Genomic DNA, 25,822 nt, shown 5'->3' with positions numbered 1-25,822 from the left:
GGCCGGGCGGCGCGGCGATCACGAGGCCACCGGCCCGCAGGACGCGCTCGGGGCCGTGCACGTCCCGCTCGGCGGCTGCGGCCAGATCCTCGGCTCGGACGCGCCCGGAGGACCGGTCGCGGCGCGGCTGCACGGCCGGGGCGTGCGCACCGTCTGGGCCGCCGTGGCCGACGATCCGGCGCGTCAGCTCGTGGAACGGGCCGTCGCCACCGGTGCGCGGGTGCTGATCGTGACGGGCCGGCCGGCGATGTGGCAGCCGCTCGTGAACTGGGTGGGATCGCCTCGCCACCTGTGGATCTCCGGCTGGCGCTACCCGCAGCAGCTCGCGGAGCTCGGCCCCGGCGACTACACGGTGACGGTGCTCGACGGCACCGCCGCGGGACTGACCCCGGGCGCGGTGGAGCCCTCGGGAACGGTGTGGCGGATCGAGCAGGCCGGGATCTCTCCCGTGACCGAGGCCGACGTCGTCCTCAGCCAGCCCCTGCCGGGGATGCTCACCGTGCGCACCGACGGTGGCGCGGCGACGCTGCGGCTCGTCGCGTAGCGCGGAAGACGAGCGGGCCCGGCAGCCGGAAGGCTGCCGGGCCCGCTCGCGTGCGGTGGTGCGGCTACTGCCACCCCGCCGCGGCCTTGGAGTTGGTCTGCTGCATGGACACCACGGCGTTCTCGGCCGCGGTCTTGACCCGCGTCAGCAGGTCGTTGATGTCCTCGAAGCCGGTGTTCCACCGCGTCTGCACCGCCTGGTAGGCGGTCGCGGACTCGGGGTCCTCCCACGCGGTCGCGAACTTGTTCTGTTCGGTGCGGATCGCGTCGGCCTGCTGAATCAGCACGGTGGTGCGCTGCGCGATGTCGTCCAGCGCGCCCCGGATGGTGGCGTAGTCGTATCGGATCATGTCGCTCATGCTTGTAGTCCCCCTATGTCTCTCGGATGCGGTCAGAGGCTGAGTGCCGTGATGGTGGAGGTGCTCTCCTCCTCCTGCGCGCGGTAGCTCGCGGTGTTGCCCGAGAGCATCGTGCTGATGTCGACGAGCGCGGTGTTGACCTTCGCCGCGCTCTCGTCCCACCGCGCCATCACGCCGAGGAAGGCGACCTGTGCCGCACCGGCCCACACCCCCTGCGTCGCCTCCACGTCACCGCGCAGCTGGCTCAGGGTCGCCTTCATCTGCGCCCCCAGGTCGTCCAGCGTGTCGGCGCCGGTCTTCATCGCCGCGAGTTCGGCCTTGGTCCCTGCCATGTCACAACTCCTCCCGCCGGACGTGCCGGCACCGTCGGCCCGCACCCGGATGGTGCGCGCCGTCCCCGGTCACGGCGTCCAGCCGCCCCCCGGAAGTTCTTCGCAGGCGCGCCGCAGCGCCCTGCCGATGCGGTGCGCGCTGCCCTCGGCGACGGAGATCCACGCCCCCGCGCCCGGCTCGCTCGCCGTCCGCACCACGACCCGCCCGGTGGGCGAGTCGATGACCGCGACCACCGCCGCACAGCGGTGATCGCCCGCGTGCACCGTGAATTCGACGCTGCGTTGCGAGCGCGCGAAGACCCGCCCGATCAGCCGCGCCGCATCCGCGTCGACCCCGATCGCGCGCAGCGCGGCGCCGATCTCCCCCGCGTCGCCCGCCCGCAGCGCCGCCCGCCCGGCCTCTGCCGGAAAGGACGCCGCAACAGCGGGATCCGCGGGAGCACCCGGCCCCAGGACCGGCGCGACGAGCGTCGCCAGCCGATCCGCGGAGCCGTCGCAGTGCGGCAGGTCGACTGTGGCGGTGCCCGCCGCGCGCACCACTCGCGCGGTGAGGTGGCCCGACCTGGCCAGGCACAGCCGGGTGAACAGCGCGCCCGTGGCGCGGGCCTCGATCCGCACCTGCGGCGCGGCGAGCACGCCCAGGGCGGTGGACTCGTCGGCGTCGAGCTCGGCCTGGGGCGCCGCGTCTGCGACGGGAGCGACTGCGCGCCGCGGGTCGGGCGGCGTCCACAGCACCGGCGGCACCTCGGTGCCGAACCGCGCGCTGAGCGCGGCCACCGCGTGGGCGGTCACGGCTCCTCCACCATGGACTCGCCGTGGGCGCCGAGCACCGCGGGCGCGGCGTGGACCACGAAAGCGTCGGCCTCGTCGTCGATCCCCTCGGACGGCACCGCGCCCGTCGGCTGCGCCGCGTGCTTCGCCGCGGCCGCGGCGCCGGCCGCGCCCATCATGCCGGCGGGCATCATCGGGATACCGCGGCCGGCGGGCGACGTGGTGTTCGACGTCGGCGCGGGCGTCGTTCCGGTGCCGCCCTGGTCGCGCTGCAGCGCTCCGATCGGGAATGCTCCGAGCGCGGGCGCCGGCATTCCGACTCCGCCTCCGCCCGCACCGCGGCTCGTTCCCGATCCGCCCGTTCCCTTGTCCTTCGGCGGCTTCGTGCGTGATCCCGGCACCTTCGGAGGTGCGGCGAACTCCCACGGCGCGCGCAGCGGTTCCGCGGCCCGCTCGAAGCCTGCCATGACCGCCGCGGCGGTGCCGTGCGCCTGCTGCTCGACGCGCTCGGAATCCGCAGCGGCACCGACCAGGGCGGCGACCGCGGGTTCGGCACCGCCCGCCGCCGCAGCGGCCTGAGCGTTCTCGCGGTCCGTGCGGATCCGGGCGGCGTCCGCGACCGACGGCATCGCACGGGCCGCGGTCTCGTACGCCGCGCCCTGCCCGGCGAGCTTGGCCGCGTACTCCGCGAGATCCGCGGCGTGCCGGGCGAGCCATCGCGCGTACTCCGGCAGCGGGCCGGTGCGACGCACGTCGGACTCCTCACGACCCAGGTCCACCGCGCCGTCGAGCCGGACCACGAGTCGGTCGAGCTGGACGGCGGCCGTGCCGTACGCCGACGCGAGACGGGCGGTCTCCTGCGCGGCGGTGGTGAGCGGCTGTGCGCCCGCCCCGCCCAGCAGGTCGCCCGCGAGCCGCTCCGTGGTGCGGGCTGCCCAGTCGACGCCGGTGAAACCCGGATCGCGGAGCACGCTCAGACCACCAGGCCGAGGGTGGTGCCGAGCTCCGCGTCGCCGCGCTGCACGGTGGTGACGTGCCGCGACACCGCCTCGCCGAGGCGCCGCAGATCCGCGACCGCGGTCTCCGCTGCGCGGAGTTGGTTCTCCCCCATGCGCTGCGCAGTACGGGCCACCGTCTGCGAGACCTCGTCCCGGCCCGTGGCGGCCGGTGCGGCGTGCGCTTCGAAGCGCTTCTGCGCGCCGCGCAAATCCTCCACGATCCGCTCGATGCCGCGGGCGATCTCCCGCGCCTCCTGCGGATCCATGCTCAGCTTGCTACCGGACACGATGTGCACTCCCCCCGAAGTAGTCCCTATCCATTAGACGCACCGGCTCCCGGTACGGTTCCGCCTCTCAGAGACGAAGTTCCACGTCCGGCTCGTCGTACTGCTCCGCCGGTAGCGCGTCGCCCACCACCTGCGGGCCGACCAGCGGCAGATCACCGAGCACGCTCTCCCCGTTGTCGCTGGTGACGAGGTAGTCGGGCACGGCGTGGTCGCCGGCCGACGCGCCGCGGGCGCCCGCCGCTCCCGCGGCATTCATCGGCATCATCGGAGCCGCCATGCCTCCGCGCGACACGACGTCCGACGACGCCGGCACCGTCCGGGCACCACCCTCCACCAGCGGGGTGCGGGCCGCCGGCGCGGCGGACTGCGGCTGCGACAACGTGGCCGCGGCGCCGACGCCGGAACCGAGCCCGCCGACGCCGACGCCGCCCGTGCCGGAGCCGCCCCCGCCGGTGCCGCCGCCCGTGAGCGTCGCCGCGGACGGGAAGTCGTCCGTGGCGGTCGTTTCCGTGCTCGTCGCGGCGTCGTCCTCGGTCTCCGTCGCGGATTCCGCGAGCCCGCTCAGGGCCTCGCCCGCGGAGGTCGCGACGCCGACGGCGGTCTTCACCGCGCCGGACACCGTGTCGGTCGCGAGCTTGCCGACGGCCGTCACCGCCCCGGTCGCGGCGGAGACGACGCCGGGAATGATCGAGGCGGCGGCCTGCGCTGCCGCGGTGGCCGCCGTCGTGGGCGGGGTGGCGACCGGCACCTTGCGGCCGGCGGCCCCCACCTGGGCACTGAGCCCGGAGAGCTGACTCTTGGTGCGCGCCACGACCTCCGTCGCGTGGGCCAGGTGCTCCTGCGCGGCGGCGACGGCCGCTGCCTGGCCGGGCGGGAGCCACAGCGACGGGCCGAGCGCCGAGATCACCGCCATGAAGGAGTCGATGATCGCCTGCAGTTCGGCCTCGCCGGTGCCGACGACCGTCGCGGCCTCGCCGACCGCGGTCGACAGCTCGGCGCCCTGCTCCGCCACCAGACCCGTGCCGGTCGCCGCCTCGACGCCCTTGCCCGTCGCGGCCGTGGCGGCGGGCCCCTGCCACACCGACGACAGCTGGCTGATCGCCTGCATCCCCATCGAGGCACCCTGTTCCAGAGCCTTCGACGCGCCGGACAGCGCCGCCGACGGATCGAGCCCCTCGAAGCTGCCCGAGCCGAACGTCGACAGCAGGTCCGTCATCGGCTTGACCAGGCCCGCGACGTCGAAGCCGGGGACCTGCGGGGCCTCGGGCACCCCCTTGGGCGCCGCCGGGAGTTCCTGCTGCGGCGGCTTCTCCGGCGCCGTGGGCACCGGCGGCAGTCCGAGCGCGGCGAGCACCTCGTTGACGGGCCGGTCCAGGAGCGCGCGGATCGCGGGATCGAGCGCGGTGTCCGGCGCGACCGGTACCCCTACGGGATCGGCCACCGTCAGATCCCCACGGAGCCCAGCCCGGCGACGTTGCCCGCCTCGGTCAGGCCGTACGCGGCGACCGTGCCGGCCGAGGACGCCGCGATCCCGCCGTAGAGGACGGCCAGCTCCGCGACGGACTCCACGTGGACCGCCTGCGCGGCGGTGAAGGCCGCGAGGAAGTCCTGCCCGATCAGGCCGAGCGCCGGGTTCAGCGCCGCGACGTTGGCCGCCGCGTCCACCGATCCCGCCGTCGCGACCGCCGCTCCGATACCGGCGTTGGCCGCCCCGAAGGCCGAGATCGCCGAATTCACCGCCAAGAACATTGCTCTCCCCCATCGTCTACAGCGGGCCCGGTGCGCAAGGCCCTCATGAATTGGACGCACCAGCGCGGGGATCGGATCCCGATTCCTCGGATCAGCTCACCGCGAAGTCCGTGTGGAAGCGCTCCATCACCGCGGCACGGCGCGCCTGCACCTCGCGCGCCGCGACCGCGCAGACGTCGACGATGCGCCGCCCGAGGACGGCACCGTCGGACCGGCAGGCCGCCGGGGTCAGCGTGAGCCCGACGAGCGCGCACACCCCGTCGAGCTCCACGCGGATCGCGCCGTCCGGGCTGGAGACGACGACCCGGACGGCGTCGAGCTCCGTGCTCGTGCGGCGCAGCACCCGGAGCTGTTCGTGCGCGCGGGCCTCGATGCGGTCCATCTCGGCGCTCATCAGACCCTCCGCAGCCAGGTGCCGACCGACTCGTCCCGGTCGGGTGCCGGCGCGGCGGCCGGCTCCGGAAGTCGCATGGCACGCAGCACCTCCGGACCCACACCGGCGCGTTCCAGTTCGGCCCGGCGCTGCAGGCCGGCAGTGGCCGCGGCCTCCCGGCACAGCCGCACGATCGCGTCGGCCAGGTCCTGCGGCTCGCGCCGCAGCTCCGTCCGCTCGATGGCGATGTGCAACGGCGTCCCCTGATCGTTGGCCCGCACCCGCACCCCGCCATTGGTGGATGTCGCGATGGTCATCTCTCCCCCTTCATGTTTCATTCCTCCCGCACGGTGCCGACGGCGCGCTCGCACGCGCCCGCCAGCGGTGCCGCGGTGCGTCCCGCCTCGCAGCCGACGCTCAGCTGCGCCGCCCCCGCGACCACGACGTACCAGTCCACGAACCGCTCCGGGTCGATCTGCTCGCGGTAGCCGATCACCTCGCGGCCCCCGACGAGAGTGCTCGGGTCGAGGTCCGTGATGCGGCCGTCGGACCGTCGCGCGAGGGCCGATTCCAGGTCGGCCGCGACGGCCGCGAGGTCCGACGGTGCCCGCAGCCGGGTCCGCACCACGGTGACGCGGCGGCCGTCGTCCGCCACCGCCAGCCGCCGGTCCGGGCCCGGCTCGGTGACCGCCCAGCCCTGCGGCAGGTCGACGGAGGCACCGTCGAAGGCGACGCGGACGAAGGACTCCGCCGGCGGCGCCGGACGTTCCGGCGCGGACGGCGGAGCGCCGGGCAGGCACGCCACCGCACCCGCGGCGACCACTCCGACGGTGCCCGCGCCCGCCGCGACGAGCGGCCAGCGCCGCGGGCCGCGCTGTCCGGGTGTGTGTTCCGGTTCCGGCTCGGGCGCGGGCGGTGCCGTTGCGGGCCGCGGGTCCGGGGTCGGCGCGAGCACCTGCTCCGGCTCGATCCGGACGACGCGCCAGAGGTGGACCGTGGCCAGCGCACGGCGGACCCGGTGGTAGATCTCGGGCGGACCGTCGACGAGGGCCTGGTCGACGTCGTCGCCGAAGACCTTCCGCGCGGCGCGGAGCGGGTCCGGGTGGGAAGCGGACGCGACGGGGCGCCAGGCACCGTCGGCGAGGACGAGAACGTGCGCCTGCGCCACCGGACCGCGGCACTCGAGGACGAGGGCGCGTCGGCAGTAGAGGACGCCGGCGGCGCGGACGAGGGCCTCCGCGCGCGGGAGCACCGCGGCGTCGACCCCGAGCGAGGCGGCCGCCGCGGCGATCAGGCTGCGCCGCGGGGCGCCGAAGACGCTGGGCGCCAGGACCGTCCACGCGCGCGACGGTGCGCTACCGCTCGCCGCCTCGGCCAGCCACTGCGCCCACTGTCGCGTCGCGACGGCGGGCGCGACGAACTCGTCGACGTCCGGCGGCGCGGCCGTCGACCGCACGACACCGTCCGGCCCGCGTACGTACCACTCATCCCCCGCGCAGTCGATGACGATGCGCTCCGGGTCCCCCAACCCGATCATGCGGAGGAGACTAACGCGTGACGGGCTCCGCCGCGGCGGATTCGGCGGCTTCGCGCTTGCGGGCGCGGCGGCGGGTGATCACGGTGATCGCGATGGGGATGATGATCGTCAGCGCGGAGCCGATGAACAGCACCTCGAGGTGGTCACGCAGCAGCGGGATGCCGCCGAGGAAGTAGCCCAGCAGCACGATGCCGTCGCACCACAGGATCGAGCCGAGCACCGAGAACAGCGTGAACTTGCGGTGGTCCATCTTCGAGAAGCCCGCCAGCACCGGGACCAGCGTGCGGACGATGCCGATGAACCGCGCGAAGAGCACCGTGAACGGGCCGTACTTGTCGAAGAAGGCGTACGTCTTGTCGACGGGGCCCTGCCCGATGAAGTTCATGACCCTGCCGCGCATCACCTTCGGGCCGGCGTACCGGCCGAGGGCGTAGCCGCACTGGTCGCCGATGATCGCCGCGATCGGCAGGAACAGCAGCAGCTGCCACAGCTGCGCGAAGGGCTGGGGCTGCGCCGCGAAGATGCCCGCGGTGAACAGGATCGAATCCCCCGGGAAGATGAAGCCCACCAGCAGACCGGTCTCGATGAAGATCAGCAGCACCAGGCCGATGAGGCCCGCGGAGCCGAGGAAGCCGGTGACGTCGAAGGGGTTCACATCACCCGAGTATCCACGCGCCGTACGACGCGATCATGAACTCCGGGCGAACGTCGCCCCAAGCTCCGTCAGTCGCCGCAGCAGCCGCCGGAGCGGCCGTCGACCTCGCGCTTCTCGCGGGTGATCAGGTTGCGCTCGGCGAGCTCGTCGTCGGCGGGGTAGTCGACGCGCACCAGCGTGAGCCCGCAGGCGGCGGCCACGTTGATGGCGCTCGAGCGCTCGCGCTCGTCGAGGAGCCCGGCGACCCAGTCGGCGGACCGTCGGCCCTCCCCGACCGCGGCGACCGCCCCGACGAGGGAGCGCACCATCGACCAGCAGAAGGCGTCGGCGGAGACCTCCGCGGTGAACACCCCGTCGGCGTCGCGGCGCCACGCGAAGCGCTGCAGCTCGCGGACCGTCGTGGCGCCCTCGCGGCGGCGGCAGAAAGCGGCGAAGTCGTGCAGGCCCAGGAGCCGGTCGCTCGCCTCCTGCATCCGCTCCAGGTCGACGGGCCGCCGCCACGGCGCGGTGTCGCGGGCGCGCAGCGGGTTCGCGCCGAAGGGGGCGTCGGTGAGGCGGTACTCGTAGTGGCGGCGCAGCGCGGAGAAGCGGGCGTCGAACTCCGGCGGGGCGATGCGGATCGCGGTCACCCGGACGTCCTGCGGGAGCATGCGCGCCAGGCGGCGCACCAGGCCGTCGGGCAGCACGACGGGGTCCGGCAGGTCGAAATGCGCGACCTGGCCCGTCGCGTGCACCCCCGCGTCGGTGCGGCCGGCGACGGTGAGCTGCACCTGCCTGCGCAGGATCGTGCCGATCGCCTCCTCCAGCACGCCGCACACCGTGCGGCGCTCGGGCTGGCGGGCCCAGCCGCTGAAGTCGGTGCCGTCGTAGGCGATGTCGAGGCGGTAGCGAGTCATGTCGCGCGTGACTCTACCGCTGCCGCCAGGCCGTCCAGGTAGCGCGTGAGCGCGGTGTCGAGCAGTACGTCGGCGTCGTACGGGTAGCTCGTGTGCAGCATCTCCGCCATCACCGGGAACCGGTCGGCGGGTGCCGCGGCGCGCAGCTCGTCGAGTTGGGTGTCGATCCACTCGTCCTCGGTGACGCCCGTCGCCGCGCGGTCGGCGAGCTCGGGCTCGATCGTCGCGCCCAGGCCGCGCACCAGGTTGAGCAGGCAGAGGTACTCGGTGAAGGCCTCGCGTTGCTTGAGTCCGGCGGCGCGGAGGGCGGCGAGCAGGTGCTCCGACATCGGCATCGCGCCGGGCAGCACCGCCGGCCGGGTCATCGACATCGCGGCGGCGAGCCACGGGTGGGCCTGCATGGTCTCCCACAGGGAGCGGAGCAGCGCCTCGACGTCGGCGCGCCAGTCCGCGGTGCGGGGCGGGATGGGCAGCTCCGCCAGCACGCGGTCCAGCATCGCCGACTGCAGCTCGTCGCTGCTGGGGACGTAGCGGTAGACGGCCATCGTCGGGATCTCCAGCGCTGCAGCGAGCCGGCGCATCGAGACGGCCTGCAGGGACTCGGCGTCGGCGATGGCGACGGCCGCGGCGATCACGTCGGCGGCGGTCAGCTCGGGGGCGCGCGGGCGGTCCGGGCTCAGCACCACGCTCCCCCTGCCCGGGGCGGAGTCGATCAGGCCGTCGGCCTGCAGCAGGGCCAGCACCTTCGAGGCCGTGGCCATCGCCACGCCGTGATCGCGCATGATCGCCCGGGTCGACGGTGCCCGGTCCCCCGGCCGCAGCCTCCCCGAAGCGATGCGCTCGCGGAGCACCGCCGCGACCTCCTCGGCGCGCGTCATCCGAGCCCCGATGCACTAGTGCACTTCGTGTGAACATCCACGTCAACACTGTAGCGCGATGCACTCGATACGGCGTACGTTCGCCCTATGAATCAGCTCCGAGTCCTCATCAGCGGCGCGTCCATCGCCGGTCCCGCCGCCGCCCTCCTCCTCGCCCGCCAGGGCCACCGCGTGACGATCGTCGAACGCGCACCGTCGTTGCGCGCGGGCGGCCAGACCGTCGACCTGCGCGGCGCCGGCCGCACCGTGATCGACCGCCTCGGCCTCGGCCCCGCCACCACCGAGCGGCTGCTCGACCAGCGCGGCCTCGTCAAGGTCGACGGCCGCGGGCGCCGCGGCGCGACCATGCCCGTCGAGGCCTTCGGCGGCAACGGCGTGGTGTCCACGCACGAGATCCTGCGCGGCGACCTCGCCGAGGTGCTGGTCGACGCGGTGCCCGACGACGTCGAGTACCTGTGGGACGACACCGTGACCGCGATCGAGCAGGACGGCGCGGCAGCCCGCGTGACTTTCGAGAAGGCACCGGTGCGGGAGTTCGACCTCGTGATCGGCGCCGACGGCCTCGGCTCCGCCGTGCGCCGCGCCGCCTTCGGCCCCGACGCCGCCGCGCTCGAGCCCATCGGCCTGCGGTACGCGTGGTTCACCGCCACCATCGACGAGGACACCCGCGGCTGGTACCTCATGCACACCGGCCGCCGGGGCCGCGTGGTCTCGGTCCGGCCGTCGCGCACCGACGGCACCGTCAAGGCAGGGCTCGCGATCCGCGGCACCGACCCGCGGCGGCTGGGCCGCGAGGAGCAGTTCGCGCTCTTCGAGCGGGAGTTCGCCGACATCGGGTGGGTCGCGCCGCAGCTGCTGGGCGCCATGCGGACCGCGGACGACTGGGCGTACCAGGACCTCGCGCAGGTGAAGCTGGACGGCTGGACCCGCGGCCGCGTCGCGCTCGTCGGCGACGCGGGCTACTGCCCCACCCCGCTCACCGGGCTCGGCACCACCCTCGCGCTGGTCGGCGCGTACGTCCTCGCCGGCGAGCTGGGCCGCGCCGACGGCGACGTCCCCCGCGCACTGGCCCGGTACGACGCGGTGATGCGGCCGTTCGTGACCAAGGCGCAGGAGCTGCCGCCGGGCAGCCCCGCCGGGTTCGCGCCGATGGGCCGGATCGGCGTCGCGCTCGGCGACCTCACGTACCGGACGGCCATGACGTGGCCGATGCGGCTGATCTGGGCGGCGCAGTTCGCGAAGGCCGACGGCATCGATCTGCCCGCCTACGCCTGACGCGGCTCACGATGTCGGGTTCTGCGGCTATGCGCGTGCACCAGCGCACGTCCGCATGCACAGAAGTCGACATCGTGAGCGGCGTAGCGTCGGGCCCATGACCGAAACCGCGCAGACCGTCACCGTGTTCGCCGATGTCCCGCCGGCCGTGCTCTTCGCGGCGCTGGCCCGGCCCGCGGTGCACGCGGCGGCCGACGGATCCGGGATGCTGCGCGGCGTCTCCGACGGCAGCCCCGAGACGATCACCGGCGTCGGCCAGATCTTCGGCATGGAGATGACCGACGAGCAGGGGCGGCCGTACTCGGTGGACAACCACGTCACCGCCTTCGAACCGGATCGGCGGATCGCGTGGCTGCCCGCCGGGCGCGGGAAGCCGCCCGTCGGCGTCGAGTGGTCGTGGGAGTTCACCCCGGAGGGGACGGGGTCGCTGATCGCCGTCACCTGCGACTGGTCGCGGGTGACGAACGAGGCCTACCTCGCGCGGTTCACCCTGCCGCGGGTCTCGGCGGACAAGGTGCGCGCCACCGTCGACGCCGTGATCGCCACGACGCGCTGACCCGCCGAACGACGAAGCCCGCCACCTGCGATGCAGGTGGCGGGCTTGCGTGCGTGGGTGACTACTCCGAGTCGGAGGCATCCTCCTGCTGCGACTTCGGCAGCGAGTAGCCCGCGGCCTCGGCCGAAGCGTCGTCGGCGAACCAGATCTCGGCGACCGTCGACTCGAAGAAGCGGGTACCGGGACGGTGGTACAGCTTCGAGTCGGCGTTGCCCTTGATCGGGAAGCCCTCGGGAGCCTCGTTGACGTCCTCGAGCGGCGCGTGCGCGCCGGCGGGGAGGTCCGAGCCCTCGGCCGGAGCCTCGGTCTCGACGATCTCCGCAGCCTCGACGGCGGCGGACTTGGCAGCGGCCTGCGAGGCGGCGACGCGCGTGGCACGCGCCCCCTCGGTGGCGGCGAGCTGCTCGGTCACGATCTCGATGACCGCCATGGGGGCGTTGTCGCCCTTCCGGTTCTCGGTCTTGATGATCCGGGTGTAGCCGCCCTGACGGTCGGCGACGGCCGGAGCGATCTCCGCGAACAGCACGTGCACGACGTCCTTGTTGCGGATCTCCTTCATGACCTCGCGGCGGTTGGCCAGCTTGCCGTGCTTGGCATGGCTGATCAGCTTCTCCGCGTAGGGACGCAGGCGCTTGGCCTTCGCCTCCGTGGTCTCGATGCGGCCGTGCTCGAAGAGCGCGGTCGCGAGGTTCGCCAGAATGTGCTTCTGGTGCGAGGCCGAGCCGCCCATCCGGGCGCCCTTAGTGGGCCTAGGCATTGTTTCTCCTGTGGGTGGTTAAGAGCTGTTCAGCTCAGAGCTGCTCGGTCTCGGCGTAATCCTGGTCGCCATCGGCGTCGCCCGAGAACGACGGCTCGTCGCTCCAGGTACCGGTGGCCGGGTCGTACCCGTCGACCTGCGACGGATCGAACGACGCGGGGCTGTCCTTGAGGGCCAGACCCAGCGCGTGCAGCTTGACCTTGACCTCGTCGATCGACTTCTGACCGAAGTTGCGGATGTCGAGAAGATCGGACTCGGTGCGGGCCACGAGCTCGCCCACGGTGTGCACACCCTCGCGCTTGAGGCAGTTGTACGAGCGCACCGTCAGGTCGAGGTCCTCGATCGGCAGCGAGAACGCCGCGATGTGGTCGGCCTCGGCTGGCGACGGGCCGATCTCGATGCCCTCGGCCTCGACGTTGAGCTCCCGGGCGAGCCCGAACAGCTCGACCAGGGTCTTGCCCGCCGACGCCAGCGCGTCACGCGCGGTCATCGAGTTCTTGGTCTCGACGTCCAGGATCAGACGATCGAAGTCGGTGCGCTGCTCGACACGGGTGGCCTCGACCTTGTAGGTCACCTTCAGCACGGGCGAGTAGATCGAGTCGACCGGGATGCGGCCGATCTCGGCGCCCGACGCCTTGTTCTGCACGGCCGGCACGTAGCCGCGGCCCCGCTCGACGACGAGCTCGATCTCGAGCTTGCCCTTGTCGTTCAGGGTGGCGATGTGCAGGTCGGGGTTGTGGACGGTGACCGACGCCGGGGGAACGATGTCGCCCGCGGTGACGGCGCCCGGACCCTGCTTGCGCACGTACATGGTGACCGGCTCGTCGTCCTCCGACGAGACGACCAGGCCCTTGAGGTTCAGGATGACGTCGGTGACGTCCTCCTTCACACCGGGGACCGTGGTGAACTCGTGCAGCACGCCGTCGATGCGGATGCTGGTCACGGCCGCGCCCGGGATGGACGACAGCAGCGTGCGGCGGAGCGAGTTGCCCAGCGTGTAGCCGAAGCCGGGCTCCAGCGGCTCGATGATGAACTTCGAGCGCGCCTCGGAGATGACCTCTTCGCTGAGGGTGGGTCGCTGCGAGATGAGCATTGAGTATTTCCTTCTCTCTGGGCGTCCGCTATTTGACGCCCGTAGAGGGCCGCCGGCGATCTACCGGCGGCCCGTACTACTTACTTCGAGTAGTACTCGACGATGAGCTGCTCCTGGAAGGGCACGACGATCTGCTCACGCTCGGGCACGCGGTGCACGAGGATGCGCAGGGACGACGGGACCACCTGGAGCCACGCCGGAGCGGTGCGCTCGCCGAGGGTCTCACGCGCGATTTGGAACGGCGTGGTGCCGAGCGACTTCGGGCGGACGTCGATGATGTCGTACTGCGAGACGCGGTACGAGGGAACGTCGACGCGGACGCCGTTCACCGTGAAGTGACCGTGGGTCACGAGCTGGCGGGCCTGACGACGGGTACGCGTCAGACCGGCGCGGTAGACGACGTTGTCGAGGCGGGTCTCGAGGATCTGCAGCAGGGCGTCACCGGTCTTGCCGGTGGCGGCCTTGGCCTCCTTGTAGTAGCGCGAGAACTGCTTCTCCATCACGCCGTACATGAAGCGGGCCTTCTGCTTCTCCTTGAGCTGCAGCAGGTACTCGGACTCCTTGATCCGCGCGCGGCCGTGCTGGCCGGGCGGGTAAGGACGACGCTCGAACGCCTCGGAACCGCCGACGAGGTCGACGCCCAGACGACGGGACTTACGGGTGACAGGGCCGGTATAACGAGCCATGGTTTCTCTCTCCTACCTTCCCTAGACCCGACGCCGCTTGGGCGGACGGCAGCCGTTGTGCGGCTGCGGCGTCACGTCGGAAATGGTGCCCACCTCGAGGCCGGCGGCCTGCAGCGAGCGGATTGCGGTCTCGCGGCCCGAACCCGGGCCCTTGACGAAGACGTCGACCTTCTTGACGCCGTTCTCCTGCGCCTTGCGGGCAGCGTTCTCGGCGGCGAGCTGCGCGGCGAACGGGGTGCTCTTGCGCGAGCCCTTGAAGCCGACGTGGCCCGAGGAGGCCCAGCTGATCACGTTGCCACTGGGGTCCGTGATCGAGACGATCGTGTTGTTGAACGTGCTCTTGATGTGAGCGTGGCCGTGCGGGACGTTCTTCTTTTCGCGACGACGCGAAACGCCCTTCTTCGCGCCCGTGGCGCGCGACTTCGGAGGCATTACTTCTTCTTTCCGGCGATGGTCTTCTTCGGACCCTTACGGGTGCGAGCGTTGGTCTTGGTGCGCTGGCCACGCACGGGCAGGCCACGACGGTGGCGGATGCCCTGGTAGCACTGGATCTCGATCTTGCGACGGATGTCGGCCTGCACCTCGCGGCGCAGGTCACCCTCGACCTTGTAGTCCGTGCCCTCGATGAAGTCACGGAGCTTGGTCAGGTCCTCGTCGCTGAGGTCCTTGCTGCGCAGATCCGGGCTCACACCGGTCTCGGTGAGAATCTCAGTCGCGCGGGTACGGCCGATGCCGTAGATGTAGGTCAGTGCGATCTCCATGCGCTTCTCGCGCGGGAGGTCGACACCCATAAGACGTGCCATTCTTGGCGGTTTCCTTCTTCTAAGTCGGAGGTCTGCTCCCCGTCCGTCCTCGGTGGTTCCGGCGCTTTCACGCCGGCCGAGGCCCCGGCCTCCGAGCCGGGGGTGCACAGGGGCTCGTCTGCCCCTGCTGGTGCGGAGAGGTCATCGTGTGTTCAAGCGGCGAACCGCTCGAAGCGCACTGATCTAGCCCTGACGCTGCTTGTGGCGCAGGTTGTCGCAGATCACCATGACCCGACCGTTACGGCGGATCACCTTGCACTTCTCGCAGATCGGCTTGACGCTGGGGTTGACCTTCACGTCAGTCCTATCCAGTTGTTCTCAGTGTTTTTCCGCACCGCCACCGGTAGCCGGAGGGGTGCCACGGCACGCACGACGAAGCCGCGCACGCACGCGATGATCCAGTGTACGCTTCGCGCCCGTCGGCCCCAAATCAGCCGCGAACGGCGCGCGAGCACCGCGCGCGAGGAAGCTCTCATGCTAGCCTCAGGAACGACCGGTGATGCACTATTCATCACTCTAAATTCCCTTGATCTGATCCTCGATCGAAAAGGACCCGCGATGCCTCTGTCCCTCTCCCGCCGCCTGGGCGTCGCCGCCACCGCCGCCGTCGGCGTCGCGGCCTCCCTCCTGGTCTCCGCCGCCCCCGCGACGGCCGCCCCGCGCGTCGTCGTGGGCCCCGGCTCCGAGATCGACATCGTGCAGAAGGAGACGGCCGACGGCATCGAGGTCGCCGCGTGCACCCTCGGCGTGCTCGCCACCACCCCCGACGGCCGCCGCGTCGGCGTCACCGCCGGGCACTGCGGCAAGGCCGGCCAGGAGGTCACCGTCCCCGCGCCCGGCCAGGCCCGCGCGCTCATCTCCGTCGGCAAGATCGAGAAGTCCTCGAACCCGCCCACCAAGACGATCGACGGCCGCGAGGTCTCGACCAACATCTCGCACCCCGACTGGGGCACCGTCTCCTTCAAGCAGGGCGTGCCGCTCGTCAACCGCCTCGGCAAGGCCGCGCCGCGCTCGCTCGGCAAGGCCCGGATCGGCGACAAGGTCTGCAGCCAGGGCCGCACCAGCGGCTGGGTCTGCGGCACCGTCACCGACCTCACCGCCAACCGCTTCCGCACCGACCTCAAGCTGCGCTCGGGCGACAGCGGCGCGTCGCTGATCCGCCTGTCCGACGGTGCCGCCCTCGGCATCCACGCCACCGGCTCGGCCGAGCCCGGTTCCGACGGCTCCGAGGTCTCCGACTACTGGGACCTGGGCTTCGTCCTCGCCCAGGCCGGCGGCCTGCGCCTGGCGGTCTAGCCACCCCGAACACGAAGAAGACCCACCCCGCGGGGTGGGTCTTTCTCGTCTGTTCGTGCTGCGCGCTACGCGGTCACTTGTACCGGTAGACGATGCGCCCGCGCGTCAGGTCGTACGGAGAGAGCTCCACGACGACCCGGTCCTCGGGCAGAATACGAATGTAGTGCTGCCGCATCTTGCCGCTGATGTGGGCGAGCACCTTGTGCCCGTTCTCCAGCTCGATGCGGAACATTGCGTTGGGGAGCGGCTCGACGACGCGGCCCTCCACCTCGATGGCTCCGTCCTTCTTCGCCATACCCTCCACGATCCTGTTGTCTTCAGCGGACGCCGTGTGCGACCTGTGCCCCTCCTGAACAGACGGGCATGCGGCCGAACGCCGCGCTACCCACCTATTCTACGCGCTCAGGACTCGTCCGACGAATCCTGCCCGGAACCGCCCCCGGCCTTGACGAGGTGCAACGCGAGTTCGACCGAGTCGGGAACGAAGTCGGCGGGGTCCGCGGCGACCGCCGCGAGCAGATCGTCCGGCGTCGTCCACGCGCCGCTCTCCACCTCCTCGGGCTGGTGCACGACCACCCCGTCGTACGTGCAGACGTACTGGAAGCACACGAACCGGGTACGGGGATCCTCGTAGGCCCGCACGCCGACGGGCCGCAGCTCCACCCCGTGCACCCCGAGCTCCTCGAAGGCCTCGCGCGCGGCACCGTCGTCCGGCGACTCCCCCGCCAGGAGCACCCCGCCCGCCGTGAAGTCGCGCAGCCCCGGGTAGACGTCCTTGATCGGCGTGCGGCGGTGCACGTAGATCCGGCCGGCGGAGTCGAAGACGAGGACGCCGGTGGTGCCGTGCCGCAGGTTCTCGGCGCGCACCCGCGACCGCGGCGCCGCCCCCGCGGGGCGCCCGGCGTCGTCGTAGAGCGCCACGATCTCGTCCGTCATTTCTCCACAGTATGAGCCAAACCCTGGACACCGCACCGCGCGTGCACTTGTATCGGGGCCATGAGCAATCCGGACAGCCCGAACTGGCATTTCGAGACCACGCAGATCCACGCCGGGCAGGCGCCCGACGGGGCCACCAACGCGCGTGCGCTGCCGATCTACCAGACCACGTCGTACACGTTCAACAACACCGATCACGCCGCGGCGCTGTTCGGGCTGGCCGAGCCGGGCAACATCTACACCCGCATCATGAACCCGACGCAGGACGCGGTCGAGCAGCGGATCGCCGCGCTCGAGGGCGGCGTCGCCGCGCTGCTCGTGGCCTCGGGCCAGGCGGCCGAGACGCTCGCGATCCTCAACGTCGCCGAGTCGGGCGACCACCTCGTCAGCTCGCCCTACCTGTACGGCGGCACGTACAACCTGCTGCACTACACCCTCGCCAAGCTGGGCATCGAGGTCACCTTCGTCGAGAACCCGGACGACCTGGAGCAGTGGCGCGCCGCCGTCCGCCCCAACACCCGCGCCTTCTTCGCCGAGACCATCTCGAACCCGCGCGGCCACGTGCTCGACATCGCCGGCGTCTCCGGTGTGGCCCACGAGAACGGTCTGCCGCTCATCGTCGACAACACCGTCGCGACCCCGTACCTGCTGAACCCGCTCCAGCACGGCGCCGACATCGTCGTGCACTCGGCCACCAAGTACCTCGGCGGCCACGGCTCCGCGATCGGCGGCGTCATCGTCGACGGCGGCAACTTCGACTGGACGCAGGGCCGGCACCCGAACTTCACCACCCCGGACCCGTCGTACCACGGCGTCGTCTTCGCCGACCTCGGCGCGCCCGCCTTCGCGCTCAAGGCCCGCGTGCAGCTGCTGCGCGACCTGGGCCCCGCGATCTCGCCGTTCAACGCCTTCCTGCTCTCGCAGGGCATCGAGACGCTGAGCCTGCGCGTGGAGCGGCACGTCGAGAACGCGCAGAAGGTCGCCGAGTACCTCTCCGGCCAGGAGGGCGTGACCTCCGTGATCTACGCCGGCCTCCCCTCGTCGCCGTACTACGACCGCGCGAAGGAACTGCTGCCCAAGGGCGCCGGCGCCATCGTCGCCTTCGAGCTGGCCGGCGGCGTGCCCGCGGGCAAGACCTTCGTCGACGCCCTGGAGCTGCACAGCCACGTCGCGAACATCGGCGACGTGCGGTCGCTGGTGATCCACCCCGCGTCGACCACGCACTCGCAGCTCACCGAGCAGGAGCAGCTCGAGGCCGGCGTCACGCCGGGCCTGGTGCGCCTGGCCGTGGGCATCGAGCACATCGACGACATCCTCACCGACCTGCAGCTCGGCCTCAAGGCCGCGGCGAACGCGTCCTAGGGAGCCTGCGATGCGCGCGCTGCGGTGGTTGCGACGGGCGGTCCGTTCCGCCCTCCAGGACGACGACGCCTGGACCGCGGCCGTGCAGCGCGGCTGTACCTGAGATCAGGTTCTCCTCGATGGCACCCCCGAGTCACGGACTCGGGGGTGCCATCGTCTGAGCGCTCTCGGATTCTGTCCGATCCGGACAGGGATTTCACTGGGATTCGATTGGGATGCGCCTGGTAACTTGGCCCCATGGAAGCAACAGTGGATTCCGTGGGCCGGATACTCGTCCCGAAACAGCTTCGCGACGCCCTCGGCATCACGCCTGGCTCGGTGGTCGACATCTCCTGGTACGGCAGCGGAGTTCAGATCACTCCCGGTGGTCGTACGGCCCGGCTGGAGCGGGACGAAGACGGTCGCCTCGTCGCGGTGGGCGGCGGCCCCCTCACCGACGAGGTGGTTTTCGCCCTGATCGACGCCGGGCGCAAATGACCGACGACGTCGCTATCGCAGTGGACACGTCCGTAGCCGTTGCACTTCTGTTCGCGGAGCACGACCACCATGCCGCCGTCGCCGCCTGGGCGAAGGGTAAGCGGCTCGCGCTGAGCGGGCGTGCGCTCGCCGAGACCTACTCGGTTCTCACCCGGTTGCCCGGCGAACATCGCCTGACGCCCGACGACGCTGCCCGATTGATCGACGACAGTTTTCCCGAGAAGTTCGCGCTCCCACCGGCGGCAGGAGCTGAGGTCCACCACCGCTGTGTGGAGACGAACATCGCGGGTGGACAGGTGTACGACGCACTCGTCGCCTTCGCCGCCCTCGACAACGGCGCAGTGCTCGCGACACGGGACGACCGCGCTCGCGGCACCTACAACGCCATCGGCGTGACCACGATTCTCATCGCTTCGTGATCGATCTCTCCCACCGCTCCAGCGCAGCCCGGACCTGGATCTCCAGGGCCACGGTGGCGGATCCCGGCACGTCGATGCTGCCTCCAGACCAACGCACCTGACGGATTCGCCGGCCACGTCGTGTCGACATCGGCCATCCTGGCTTCGACGTCCCCTCGTACCGCGCATCCGGCGCGATACGCCGAGAGGAGCGAGCCGTGAAGTACGTCATCCTGATCCACTCCAATCCCCAGCCCTGGGGACACCCCACCGGGGACTTCCTGCCCGAGTACCGCGACCTCGACCCCGCCGTGAAGGCGCGGATGGACGCCGACTTCGAGCGGCTCCTCACCGAGCTGGACGAGCGCGGCGAGCTCGTCGGGGGCGAGGCGCTCGGCGACCCCGTCTCGTCGCGCCTGTACCGCTGGCACGACGACGCGCCGCTCGCGGTCGACGGGCCGTACTCCGAGACGAAGGAGCACCTCGCGGGGTTCTTCCTGATCGACGTGGAGGACCGGCGGCGGGCCGAAGCCGTGGCCGCGCAGTTCTCCGGCCCCGGCGAGACCGTCGAGCTGCGCCCGGTGATGGGCCCGGGCGGCGACGAATCCTGAGCGCCGTGCCCGCCGGCGACGCCTTCGAGGACGTGTGGCGGCGCGAGTCGCCGCACGTCCTGGCCGCGCTCCTCCGCGTCCGCGCCGATCTCGCGGCGTGCGAGGACGCGGCGCAGGAGGCCGCCGAGGCCGCGGTCCGGCAGTGGCCGCGCGACGGGACGCCGCACGATCCGCGCGGGTGGTTGATCCGCGTGGCGCAGCGGCGCCTCATCGATCGATGGCGGTCGGAGGCCGCCCGCACCCGTCGCGAGGAGGCCGACGCACGACGAGCGACCGCCGCCGAGGTCTCGTCGGCCGACGACACCGTCGACCTCCTGCTGCTCTGCGCCCACCCGGCGCTGAGCCGGCCCTCCCAGGTCGCGCTGGCCCTGCGCGCCGTGGCCGGGCTCGGCGTGGAGCGCATCGCCGCCGTGTACCTCGTACCGCCCCGGACGATGACGCAGCGGCTGACCCGCGCCCGAGCCGCCCTGCGGGACGCCGGCGCCACCTTCCCCGTGCCGTCCGGCGCGGAACTCCCCGGTCGCGTCGCCGCCGCCCTCGACGTGTGCCACCTCATGTTCACGGCCGGGTACACCCGCAGCTCCGGAACCGACCTGCTGGACGACGAGCTGACGGCGGAGGCGCTGCGCCTGACCCGGCGGATGGTCGCGGCCTTCCCCGACCACGACGAGGCGGCCGGCGCCCTCGCGCTCATGCTGCTCACCGACGCGCGAGCGCCGGCCCGCGTGGACGCCCGCGGCGACCTCGTCCCCCTCGCCGAGCAGGACCGCTCGCGCTGGCGACGCGACGCGATCACCGAGGGCGTGGCGATCCTCGAGGAGCTGCTCCCCCGCGGCCACGTGGGCACCTTCGCTCTGCAGGCCGCGATCGCAGCGGTGCACGCGGAGGCCGACACCTACGACGACACGGACTGGGCACAGATCGTCGTCCTCTACCGCATGCTCGAGCGCGTCGCGCCGTCCGCCACCGTCGCGCTCAATCACGCTGTCGCGGTGGGGATGGCGTACGGGCCGGAGGCGGGCCTCGCGCTGCTCGCCCGCCTGGACGACGACCGCGCGCTGCGCGACGGACACCGGCTCCCCGCCGCCCGAGCGCACCTGTCCGAGCTGGCGGGCCGCACCGACGACGCGGCCGCGGCGTACCGCATCGCGGCGGCGCGCACGGCGAGCCTCCCCGAACAGCGGTACCTCAACCGGCGCCTCCGCGACCTCGGTGCGTGACGCCCCCCGAGGGCCGGGCGCTCAGCGCTCCAGGGCCGCGCGGACCTGGTTCTCCAGCGCGACGGTGGCGGATCGCGGCAGGTCGATGAGGCCGCCGAGCTCCGCCCGCGCGCGCTGATACGCCTGCTGGCGCTCCGGGCCGGTCGCGGAGGAGTCGAGCGCGACGGCGAGCAACCGCTGCGCCTTGGCGAGGCGCTCCTGCTCCAGCGGCGAGAAGTCGCCGCGGCGACGGCGTTTCGCCTCCTGCTCCGCGACGTCGAACGCGCCGGCGTACGCGTGCACCGCGTCGCGGTACTGCTCGACGTCCGACGCGGACGCCTCGTCGGGCGAATCCGGGCGGAGCAGGTCGGCGCGACGCTTGGCCTTGTGGAAGTCGACGGTCAACGGCTCCCGCATGTCCACCATCATCGGGAAGTCGAGGATGGTGGCGAGGTCCGTCTCGTAGCCGAACCAGCGGGTATCGACGCCGTCGTGGGCGGCGACGGCGCGCTCGAGCTCCCGCTGGACCTGCGCCGCGTCGACCCGGCCCATGCCCTTCGCTGTCGCGAGGGCCACCTTGGTCTCCTGCTTGATGCGGTACTTCTCCAGGCGGCGCGCCGCGCGACGCTCGTACCAGACCGACAGGCCCTTCGTACTGCCGCCGAGCACGAAGACGAGCCACCAGTAGTCCTTGACGAGTTCCACCAGCTGGTCCACTCCACCAGGGTACGTACCGCGGCGAACGGGCACGGCGTCGTTCGCGACGATCCGCCGTGCCCGTCGGGCTACTGCTGCTCCGCGCTCTTCTGCTGCTCCGCGTTCGCGGTCACGATGTCGACCACGTACTGGGCGAGGCCCGGCGCGATGTCCTCGTAGTGCTTCATGAACCGCGGATCGGTCACGTACATCTGGGCCACGCACACCTGCATCGCGTGGTCGCAGTCGTACCAGCGGTCGATCCCGGCGCGGTGCCGCTCGGCGAGCGCGTTCGCCTCCGGCGAGCCGGGCGCGACGCCGCGGTCCAGGCCGTCGGCGAGCGCGGCCTCGAGGGCGTCGCCCTCGGCCTTGAGCTGCTTCCAGTCGTCCTTGCTCAACTTCGCGGTGCGCTCGGCGCTCTGCTTCCACGCGTCGGTGTCGCCCCAGCGCTGCTCCGCCTCGTCGGCGTAGCCCTCGCCGAGCCAGTCGGCGCCGAAGATCTCGGTCTGCTCCTCGGCGGTGAGGGTGATCCCCCGCTTCTTGCTGTTCATCATGTCCTCCACAGCCGCGACCATCCGGTGCAAACGGTCGATCCGCTCGGAGAGCAGCTTGTGCTGCGCCTCCAGGTGGGCCATGGCGTCGGCCGACGGATCGTCGAGCAAGGTCGCTATCTGCTCGAGCGGGAAGCCCAGCTCCCGGTAGGTCAGCACGCGGTGCAGCCGCTCGACGTCGTCGTCCGAGTAGGCCCGGTAGCCGGCGCTCGTGCGCGCCGACGGCGGGACGAGTCCGATCTCGTCGTAGTGGTGCAACGTGCGGACACTGACCCCGGTCATCCGCGCGATGGCGCCGACCGTGTGGAAGGACTTCCGTTCGTTCACGTCGACCACGCTCCCGCCTCACGTCGCGTGAGGGTCAAGAGCGTTTTCATCGCAGCAGGTCAGGGACGCGGGGTGAGGATGCGGGGACCGTCGGCGGTGACGGCGACGGTGTGCTCCCAGTGCGCGGACCGCGCACCGTCGTCCGTGACGACGGTCCAGTCGTCGGCGAGGACGGAAGTGTCGGGGGTGCCCAGGGTGAGCATCGGCTCGATCGCGAGGGTGGATCCGACGACGAGGTGCGGGCCCTTGCCCGGGTCGCCCTCGTTGGCGAGGAAGGGCTCCATGTGCATCTCGCGGCCGATGCCGTGGCCGCCGTAACCGTCGACGATCGCGAACTCGCGGCCCAGCCGCGCCGACTGCGCGTACGTGGCGGTCTCGATGGCGTGCGAGACGTCGGTGAGGCGGTTGCCGTCGAGCATGGCGGCGATGCCGGCCTCCATCGCGAGGCGCGTGGCCTCGGAGAGGTCCTCGTCCGCCTTGGACAGCTCGCCCACGCCGAAGGTCCACGCGGAGTCGCCGTGCCAGCCGTCGAGGATCGCACCGCAGTCGATGGAGACCAGGTCGCCGAGGGCGAGCACCGTCGAGCGGTCCGGGATGCCGTGCACCACGACCTCGTTCACCGAGGAGCAGATCGAGCCCGGGAAGCCGTGATAGCCCTTGAAGGACGGGACCGCGCCGGCCTCGCGGATCACCGTCTCGGCGACCTCGTCGAGTTCGAGGGTGGAAACGCCGACGCGGGCGGCGTCGCGGACCGCGACGAGCGCGCGGCCCACGACGGCGCCCGCGGCGGCCATCGCGTCGAGCTCTCCCGCGGAGCGGAAGGGCACGGTCTTCTTACGGCGGAAACGACTCACTTGTCGAGCTGCGCGGTCACGCGGCCGAGGACCTCGTCGACGGTGCCGACGGCGTCGATGTGCGTGACGAAGTCGCCGTAGTAGGCGAGCAGCGGCGCGGTCTGGTTCTCGTACACGTGCAGGCGGTTACGGATGACCTCTTCGGTGTCGTCCGCGCGGCCGCGGGCGAGCATGCGCTCGACGACGGTGTCCTCGGGGACCTCGAAGGAGACCACGGCGTCGAGCTTCTGGCCGCCCTCGGCGAGGATCTCGCCCAGCGCGTCCGCCTGGTCGGTGGCGCGCGGGAAGCCGTCGAGGATGAAGCCGTTCTTCGCGTCGGGCTCCGCCAGGCGCGAACGCACCATGTCGACGGTGACCGACGACGGGACGAGCTCGCCGGCGTCCATGTACTTCTTGGCCTCGACGCCCAGCGCGGTGCCCTCGCTGATGTTCGCGCGGAACAGGTCGCCCGTCGAGATGTGCGGAATGCCGTACTTCTCCGACAGCCGCTCCGCCTGCGTGCCCTTGCCGGCGCCGGGAGGGCCCAGAATAACGAGTCTCACTTGAGGAATCCTTCGTAGTTACGTTGCATCAACTGACTCTCGATCTGCTTCGTGGTATCGAGCGCCACGACCACGATGATGAGGACCATCGTGCCGCCGAACGGCAGATTACTCATGTTCGAGCCGCTACCGGTGAGTTCGATGAAGAGGTTCGGGAGGATCGCGATGATGCCGAGGTACAGCGAGCCGGGCAGCGTGATGCGCTGCAGGACGTAGTTCAGGTAGTCGGCCGTCGGCTTGCCGGGACGGATGCCCGGGATGAAGCCGCCGAACTTCTTCATCTCGTCGGCGCGCTCCTCCGGGTTGAAGGTGATCGCGACGTAGAAGTACGTGAAGAAGATGATCAGCGCGAAGTAGATCACGATGTGCCAGGTGCTGCCGGGGTTCACCAGGTTGGTCTGGATCCACTGCACCCAGCCCGCGGTCGAATCACTCGCGACGAGCTGGATGACCAGCTGCGGCAGGTACAGCAGCGACGAGGCGAAGATGACCGGGATGACGCCGGCGGTGTTCACCTTGAGCGGCAGGTAGGTCGACGAGCCGCCGTACATCTTGCGGCCGACCATGCGCTTGGCGTACTGCACCGGGATGCGGCGCTGGCCCTGCTCGACGAAGACGACGGCGACGAGGATCAGGAAGACCGCGAAGCAGACGAGGCCGAAGGCGAGGCCGCCCTGGCTCTGCAGGATCTGCTGGCCGTCGGCGGGCAGGCGCGAGGCGATGCCGGCGAAGATGAGCAGCGACATGCCGTTGCCGATGCCGCGCTCGGTGATCAGCTCACCGAACCACATGACCAGGATCGCGCCGGCGGTCATGGTGGCGACGATGACGGTCAGCGAGAAGATGCCGTTGTCGGCGAGGATGCCGGGGCAGTCGGGCAGCAGGTTGCCGCGCGAGGCCATCGCGACGATCGCGGTCGCCTGCAGCAGCGCCAGCGCCACCGTGAGGTAGCGGGTGTACTGCGTGATCTTCGCCTGGCCGGCCTGACCCTCCTTACGGAGCGTCTCGAAGCGCGGGATGACCACCATCAACAGCTGGATGATGATCGACGCGGTGATGTACGGCATGATGCCGATCGCGAACACCGACAGCTGCAGCAGCGCGCCGCCGGAGAACATGTTGATCAGCGAGTAGACCTGACCGCTGTCGCCGCTCGTGGCCTTGTCGACGCACTCGGTGATGGTTCCGAAGTTCACACCGGGCGACGGCAACGTGGCGCCGAGCCGGTAGAGCACGAGGATGCCCAGGACGATCAGGATCTTCCGCCGCAACTCCGGGGTCCGGAAGATCGGGACTAGGGCCGAAAGCACACATCCTCCTGGCAGCCGGGCGGCCCGGACGGGCCGCCCCACGCTCGTGGACATCTGCTCCGCACGCGGCGGAGCAGGACGTCCTCATGGGTAATCCTGCAAACGTATGAACTCTAACAGCCGTACTCATCACGGCTGTTCACGGCGGGTACCGGCCGGCAGGAGACAACCGGCACCGTCGTGCAGTGAAACGAGAGCCGCGGTAGGCACCGGTGACCGGCGCCTACCGCGGCGTCCACGTTTCGAGCGCGAGGACTAGGCCTCGGCCGAGGGCTTGAGCTCGGTGGTCGAACCACCGGCGGCCTCGATCTTCGCCTTGGCGGCGCCGGTGACCTTGGTCGCCGTCACGTCCACCTTGACGCTGATCTCGCCGTCGCCCAGCACCTTGACGACACGGTTCTTGCGAACCGCACCGGCGGCGACGAGCTCGTCGATGCCGATGGTGCCGCCCTGCGGGAACAGGCGAGCGATGTCGCCGACGTTCACCACCTGGTACTCGACACGGTTGCGGTTCTTGAAGCCCTTGAGCTTCGGCAGCCGCATGTGCAGCGGCATCTGGCCGCCCTCGAAGTTCACGGGGACGTTCTTGCGCGCCTTGGTGCCCTTGGTGCCGCGACCGGCGGTCTTACCCTTGGAGCCCTCACCGCGACCCACGCGGGTCTTGGCCGTCTTCGCGCCCTTCGCGGGACGGAGATCGTGCAGCTTGATAGCCATT

The 25,822-nt window shown here is 71.5% G+C and carries 35 protein-coding genes and 1 pseudogene; 9 read left to right on the top strand and 27 right to left on the bottom strand.

Going from position 1 to position 25,822, the window contains the following annotated elements:
* Positions 1 to 544, top strand: a pseudogene (locus LB823_RS19150) (hypothetical protein); the annotation flags it as partial.
* A 64-nt stretch (positions 545 to 608) separates the two neighbouring features.
* Here LB823_RS19150 and LB823_RS19145 read toward each other — a convergent pair.
* The 13 genes from LB823_RS19145 to LB823_RS19085 form a co-directional block, all read right to left on the bottom strand.
* Positions 609 to 902: a WXG100 family type VII secretion target gene (locus LB823_RS19145; RefSeq protein WP_224650199.1), complete on the bottom strand. Its 294-nt coding sequence runs from the start codon at positions 900 to 902 to the stop codon at positions 609 to 611.
* Positions 903 to 934: 32 nt separating this feature from the next.
* Positions 935 to 1,234, bottom strand: a complete 300-nt coding sequence (locus LB823_RS19140) for a WXG100 family type VII secretion target (RefSeq protein ID WP_224650197.1) — start codon at positions 1,232 to 1,234, stop codon at positions 935 to 937.
* Positions 1,235 to 1,303: 69 nt separating this feature from the next.
* Positions 1,304 to 2,026: an ESX secretion-associated protein EspG gene (locus LB823_RS19135; RefSeq protein ID WP_224650195.1), complete on the bottom strand. Its 723-nt coding sequence runs from the start codon at positions 2,024 to 2,026 to the stop codon at positions 1,304 to 1,306.
* On the bottom strand, positions 2,023 to 2,976 hold the full coding sequence (locus LB823_RS19130) for a PPE domain-containing protein (RefSeq protein ID WP_224650192.1): 954 nt from the start codon (positions 2,974 to 2,976) through the stop codon (positions 2,023 to 2,025). The genes LB823_RS19135 and LB823_RS19130 overlap by 4 nt, the downstream gene beginning before the upstream one ends.
* 2 nt (positions 2,977 to 2,978) lie before the next feature.
* Positions 2,979 to 3,269, bottom strand: coding sequence for a PE domain-containing protein (locus LB823_RS19125; RefSeq protein ID WP_224650190.1), 291 nt, complete (start codon positions 3,267 to 3,269; stop codon positions 2,979 to 2,981).
* Positions 3,270 to 3,357: 88 nt separating this feature from the next.
* Complete coding sequence (locus LB823_RS19120; RefSeq protein WP_224650188.1) at positions 3,358 to 4,731, bottom strand: WXG100 family type VII secretion target; 1,374 nt, start codon at positions 4,729 to 4,731, stop codon at positions 3,358 to 3,360.
* A 2-nt stretch (positions 4,732 to 4,733) separates the two neighbouring features.
* Positions 4,734 to 5,027: a hypothetical protein gene (locus tag LB823_RS19115; protein ID WP_374201355.1), complete on the bottom strand. Its 294-nt coding sequence runs from the start codon at positions 5,025 to 5,027 to the stop codon at positions 4,734 to 4,736.
* Positions 5,028 to 5,130: 103 nt separating this feature from the next.
* Positions 5,131 to 5,433 carry a YbaB/EbfC family nucleoid-associated protein gene (locus LB823_RS19110; RefSeq protein WP_224650182.1) on the bottom strand — a complete coding sequence of 101 codons (303 nt, stop codon included), beginning with the start codon at positions 5,431 to 5,433 and terminating at the stop codon, positions 5,131 to 5,133.
* Positions 5,433 to 5,729, bottom strand: coding sequence for a hypothetical protein (locus LB823_RS19105; protein ID WP_224650180.1), 297 nt, complete (start codon positions 5,727 to 5,729; stop codon positions 5,433 to 5,435). Before LB823_RS19105 ends, LB823_RS19110 begins: the two co-directional genes overlap by 1 nt.
* Before the next feature lie 17 nt (positions 5,730 to 5,746).
* Positions 5,747 to 6,949: a type VII secretion-associated protein gene (locus LB823_RS19100; RefSeq protein ID WP_224650167.1), complete on the bottom strand. Its 1,203-nt coding sequence runs from the start codon at positions 6,947 to 6,949 to the stop codon at positions 5,747 to 5,749.
* 10 nt (positions 6,950 to 6,959) lie between these two features.
* Positions 6,960 to 7,604 carry a DedA family protein gene (locus LB823_RS19095; protein WP_224650165.1) on the bottom strand — a complete coding sequence of 215 codons (645 nt, stop codon included), beginning with the start codon at positions 7,602 to 7,604 and terminating at the stop codon, positions 6,960 to 6,962.
* A gap of 68 nt (positions 7,605 to 7,672) precedes the next feature.
* The gene (gene truA / locus LB823_RS19090) at positions 7,673 to 8,500 is read right to left on the bottom strand and encodes a tRNA pseudouridine(38-40) synthase TruA (protein WP_224650163.1); all 828 of its coding nucleotides are present in this window, start codon (positions 8,498 to 8,500) and stop codon (positions 7,673 to 7,675) included.
* On the bottom strand, positions 8,497 to 9,378 hold the full coding sequence (locus LB823_RS19085; protein WP_224650162.1) for a winged helix-turn-helix domain-containing protein: 882 nt from the start codon (positions 9,376 to 9,378) through the stop codon (positions 8,497 to 8,499). Before LB823_RS19085 ends, truA begins: the two co-directional genes overlap by 4 nt.
* A gap of 87 nt (positions 9,379 to 9,465) precedes the next feature.
* Here LB823_RS19085 and LB823_RS19080 point away from each other — a divergent pair, with 87 nt between their 5' ends.
* Both LB823_RS19080 and LB823_RS19075 read left to right on the top strand, forming a co-directional pair.
* Complete coding sequence (locus LB823_RS19080; RefSeq protein WP_224650161.1) at positions 9,466 to 10,653, top strand: FAD-dependent monooxygenase; 1,188 nt, start codon at positions 9,466 to 9,468, stop codon at positions 10,651 to 10,653.
* A gap of 97 nt (positions 10,654 to 10,750) precedes the next feature.
* Positions 10,751 to 11,209: a hypothetical protein gene (locus LB823_RS19075; RefSeq protein ID WP_224650158.1), complete on the top strand. Its 459-nt coding sequence runs from the start codon at positions 10,751 to 10,753 to the stop codon at positions 11,207 to 11,209.
* A gap of 61 nt (positions 11,210 to 11,270) precedes the next feature.
* Here LB823_RS19075 and rplQ read toward each other — a convergent pair whose 3' ends face one another.
* The 6 genes from rplQ to rpmJ all read right to left on the bottom strand — a co-directional run bounded on the left by rplQ (position 11,271) and on the right by rpmJ (position 14,845).
* Positions 11,271 to 11,966 (bottom strand): 50S ribosomal protein L17, encoded by a 696-nt coding sequence (gene rplQ / locus LB823_RS19070; protein WP_224650156.1) that lies wholly within the window; start codon positions 11,964 to 11,966, stop codon positions 11,271 to 11,273.
* A 34-nt stretch (positions 11,967 to 12,000) separates the two neighbouring features.
* Entirely contained in the window at positions 12,001 to 13,059 is a 1,059-nt protein-coding gene (locus tag LB823_RS19065) for a DNA-directed RNA polymerase subunit alpha (protein WP_224650154.1), read from the bottom strand.
* Between the two features lie 80 nt (positions 13,060 to 13,139).
* Positions 13,140 to 13,745 (bottom strand): 30S ribosomal protein S4, encoded by a 606-nt coding sequence (gene rpsD / locus LB823_RS19060; protein ID WP_224650151.1) that lies wholly within the window; start codon positions 13,743 to 13,745, stop codon positions 13,140 to 13,142.
* Between the two features lie 21 nt (positions 13,746 to 13,766).
* Positions 13,767 to 14,177 (bottom strand): 30S ribosomal protein S11, encoded by a 411-nt coding sequence (gene rpsK / locus LB823_RS19055; protein WP_068522638.1) that lies wholly within the window; start codon positions 14,175 to 14,177, stop codon positions 13,767 to 13,769.
* Complete coding sequence (rpsM, locus tag LB823_RS19050) at positions 14,177 to 14,548, bottom strand: 30S ribosomal protein S13 (RefSeq protein ID WP_224650148.1); 372 nt, start codon at positions 14,546 to 14,548, stop codon at positions 14,177 to 14,179. Before rpsM ends, rpsK begins: the two co-directional genes overlap by 1 nt.
* Before the next feature lie 183 nt (positions 14,549 to 14,731).
* Positions 14,732 to 14,845 carry a 50S ribosomal protein L36 gene (gene rpmJ, locus LB823_RS19045; RefSeq protein ID WP_013127970.1) on the bottom strand — a complete coding sequence of 38 codons (114 nt, stop codon included), beginning with the start codon at positions 14,843 to 14,845 and terminating at the stop codon, positions 14,732 to 14,734.
* Between the two features lie 261 nt (positions 14,846 to 15,106).
* Between rpmJ and LB823_RS19040 the strand changes: the two genes are divergently transcribed.
* Positions 15,107 to 15,844, top strand: a complete 738-nt coding sequence (locus LB823_RS19040; protein ID WP_224650146.1) for a S1 family peptidase — start codon at positions 15,107 to 15,109, stop codon at positions 15,842 to 15,844.
* Positions 15,845 to 15,917: 73 nt separating this feature from the next.
* Here the strand turns inward: LB823_RS19040 and infA are convergent, their stop codons facing one another.
* Together infA and LB823_RS19030 are read right to left on the bottom strand one after the other, a co-directional pair.
* A complete protein-coding gene (gene infA, locus LB823_RS19035; protein WP_005140011.1) occupies positions 15,918 to 16,139 on the bottom strand; it encodes a translation initiation factor IF-1 in 222 nt (73 codons plus the stop codon).
* A gap of 107 nt (positions 16,140 to 16,246) precedes the next feature.
* The gene (locus tag LB823_RS19030) at positions 16,247 to 16,780 is read right to left on the bottom strand and encodes an NUDIX domain-containing protein (protein ID WP_224650144.1); all 534 of its coding nucleotides are present in this window, start codon (positions 16,778 to 16,780) and stop codon (positions 16,247 to 16,249) included.
* A 60-nt stretch (positions 16,781 to 16,840) separates the two neighbouring features.
* On the opposite strand from LB823_RS19030, the gene LB823_RS19025 reads away from it, so the two are divergent.
* The 5 genes from LB823_RS19025 (at position 16,841) to LB823_RS19005 (ending at position 20,848) form a co-directional block, all read left to right on the top strand.
* Positions 16,841 to 18,142, top strand: a complete 1,302-nt coding sequence (locus tag LB823_RS19025) for a bifunctional o-acetylhomoserine/o-acetylserine sulfhydrylase (protein WP_224650142.1) — start codon at positions 16,841 to 16,843, stop codon at positions 18,140 to 18,142.
* A gap of 237 nt (positions 18,143 to 18,379) precedes the next feature.
* The gene (locus LB823_RS19020; RefSeq protein WP_224650140.1) at positions 18,380 to 18,619 is read left to right on the top strand and encodes an AbrB/MazE/SpoVT family DNA-binding domain-containing protein; all 240 of its coding nucleotides are present in this window, start codon (positions 18,380 to 18,382) and stop codon (positions 18,617 to 18,619) included.
* Positions 18,616 to 19,038 (top strand): PIN domain-containing protein, encoded by a 423-nt coding sequence (locus LB823_RS19015; RefSeq protein ID WP_224650138.1) that lies wholly within the window; start codon positions 18,616 to 18,618, stop codon positions 19,036 to 19,038. Before LB823_RS19020 ends, LB823_RS19015 begins: the two co-directional genes overlap by 4 nt.
* A 197-nt stretch (positions 19,039 to 19,235) precedes the next feature.
* The gene (locus LB823_RS19010; RefSeq protein WP_224650125.1) at positions 19,236 to 19,628 is read left to right on the top strand and encodes a YciI family protein; all 393 of its coding nucleotides are present in this window, start codon (positions 19,236 to 19,238) and stop codon (positions 19,626 to 19,628) included.
* Positions 19,629 to 19,633: 5 nt separating this feature from the next.
* A complete protein-coding gene (locus LB823_RS19005) occupies positions 19,634 to 20,848 on the top strand; it encodes an RNA polymerase sigma factor (protein WP_224650123.1) in 1,215 nt (404 codons plus the stop codon).
* Between the two features lie 21 nt (positions 20,849 to 20,869).
* On the opposite strand, the gene LB823_RS19000 is transcribed toward LB823_RS19005, so the two are convergent.
* The 6 genes from LB823_RS19000 to rplO form a co-directional block, all read right to left on the bottom strand.
* A complete protein-coding gene (locus LB823_RS19000) occupies positions 20,870 to 21,544 on the bottom strand; it encodes a hypothetical protein (RefSeq protein WP_224650121.1) in 675 nt (224 codons plus the stop codon).
* A gap of 68 nt (positions 21,545 to 21,612) precedes the next feature.
* A complete protein-coding gene (locus LB823_RS18995) occupies positions 21,613 to 22,401 on the bottom strand; it encodes a MerR family transcriptional regulator (protein WP_224650119.1) in 789 nt (262 codons plus the stop codon).
* Between the two features lie 59 nt (positions 22,402 to 22,460).
* On the bottom strand, positions 22,461 to 23,255 hold the full coding sequence (gene map / locus LB823_RS18990) for a type I methionyl aminopeptidase (protein WP_224650117.1): 795 nt from the start codon (positions 23,253 to 23,255) through the stop codon (positions 22,461 to 22,463).
* Complete coding sequence (locus LB823_RS18985; protein WP_224650115.1) at positions 23,252 to 23,797, bottom strand: adenylate kinase; 546 nt, start codon at positions 23,795 to 23,797, stop codon at positions 23,252 to 23,254. The genes map and LB823_RS18985 overlap by 4 nt, the downstream gene beginning before the upstream one ends.
* Positions 23,794 to 25,107 (bottom strand): preprotein translocase subunit SecY, encoded by a 1,314-nt coding sequence (gene secY / locus LB823_RS18980; RefSeq protein WP_224650113.1) that lies wholly within the window; start codon positions 25,105 to 25,107, stop codon positions 23,794 to 23,796. Before secY ends, LB823_RS18985 begins: the two co-directional genes overlap by 4 nt.
* A gap of 255 nt (positions 25,108 to 25,362) precedes the next feature.
* Entirely contained in the window at positions 25,363 to 25,821 is a 459-nt protein-coding gene (gene rplO / locus LB823_RS18975) for a 50S ribosomal protein L15 (protein WP_068573249.1), read from the bottom strand.
* Between the last annotated feature and the right edge of the window lies 1 nt (position 25,822).

It is taken from the genome of Tsukamurella sp. M9C, assembly GCF_020169415.1.
In the GTDB taxonomy this organism is placed as follows: domain Bacteria; phylum Actinomycetota; class Actinomycetes; order Mycobacteriales; family Mycobacteriaceae; genus Tsukamurella.
Note: the sequence above shows the minus strand (reverse complement) of the source record. Positions and strands in the feature narration are given on the sequence as shown.

Coding starts and splice junctions, on each gene's coding strand:
- LB823_RS19145 (WP_224650199.1), bottom strand. CDS start 902: ATGAGCGACATGATCCGATACGACTACGCCACCATCCGGGGCGCGCTG.
- LB823_RS19140 (WP_224650197.1), bottom strand. CDS start 1,234: ATGGCAGGGACCAAGGCCGAACTCGCGGCGATGAAGACCGGCGCCGAC.
- LB823_RS19125 (WP_224650190.1), bottom strand. CDS start 3,269: ATGGATCCGCAGGAGGCGCGGGAGATCGCCCGCGGCATCGAGCGGATC.
- LB823_RS19110 (WP_224650182.1), bottom strand. CDS start 5,433: ATGAGCGCCGAGATGGACCGCATCGAGGCCCGCGCGCACGAACAGCTC.
- LB823_RS19105 (WP_224650180.1), bottom strand. CDS start 5,729: ATGACCATCGCGACATCCACCAATGGCGGGGTGCGGGTGCGGGCCAAC.
- LB823_RS19100 (WP_224650167.1), bottom strand. CDS start 6,949: ATGATCGGGTTGGGGGACCCGGAGCGCATCGTCATCGACTGCGCGGGG.
- truA (WP_224650163.1), bottom strand. CDS start 8,500: ATGACTCGCTACCGCCTCGACATCGCCTACGACGGCACCGACTTCAGC.
- LB823_RS19085 (WP_224650162.1), bottom strand. CDS start 9,378: ATGACGCGCGCCGAGGAGGTCGCGGCGGTGCTCCGCGAGCGCATCGCT.
- LB823_RS19080 (WP_224650161.1), top strand. CDS start 9,466: ATGAATCAGCTCCGAGTCCTCATCAGCGGCGCGTCCATCGCCGGTCCC.
- LB823_RS19075 (WP_224650158.1), top strand. CDS start 10,751: ATGACCGAAACCGCGCAGACCGTCACCGTGTTCGCCGATGTCCCGCCG.
- rplQ (WP_224650156.1), bottom strand. CDS start 11,966: ATGCCTAGGCCCACTAAGGGCGCCCGGATGGGCGGCTCGGCCTCGCAC.
- LB823_RS19065 (WP_224650154.1), bottom strand. CDS start 13,059: ATGCTCATCTCGCAGCGACCCACCCTCAGCGAAGAGGTCATCTCCGAG.
- rpsD (WP_224650151.1), bottom strand. CDS start 13,745: ATGGCTCGTTATACCGGCCCTGTCACCCGTAAGTCCCGTCGTCTGGGC.
- rpsK (WP_068522638.1), bottom strand. CDS start 14,177: ATGCCTCCGAAGTCGCGCGCCACGGGCGCGAAGAAGGGCGTTTCGCGT.
- rpsM (WP_224650148.1), bottom strand. CDS start 14,548: ATGGCACGTCTTATGGGTGTCGACCTCCCGCGCGAGAAGCGCATGGAG.
- LB823_RS19040 (WP_224650146.1), top strand. CDS start 15,107: ATGCCTCTGTCCCTCTCCCGCCGCCTGGGCGTCGCCGCCACCGCCGCC.
- infA (WP_005140011.1), bottom strand. CDS start 16,139: ATGGCGAAGAAGGACGGAGCCATCGAGGTGGAGGGCCGCGTCGTCGAG.
- LB823_RS19030 (WP_224650144.1), bottom strand. CDS start 16,780: ATGACGGACGAGATCGTGGCGCTCTACGACGACGCCGGGCGCCCCGCG.
- LB823_RS19025 (WP_224650142.1), top strand. CDS start 16,841: ATGAGCAATCCGGACAGCCCGAACTGGCATTTCGAGACCACGCAGATC.
- LB823_RS19020 (WP_224650140.1), top strand. CDS start 18,380: ATGGAAGCAACAGTGGATTCCGTGGGCCGGATACTCGTCCCGAAACAG.
- LB823_RS19015 (WP_224650138.1), top strand. CDS start 18,616: ATGACCGACGACGTCGCTATCGCAGTGGACACGTCCGTAGCCGTTGCA.
- rplO (WP_068573249.1), bottom strand. CDS start 25,821: ATGGCTATCAAGCTGCACGATCTCCGTCCCGCGAAGGGCGCGAAGACG.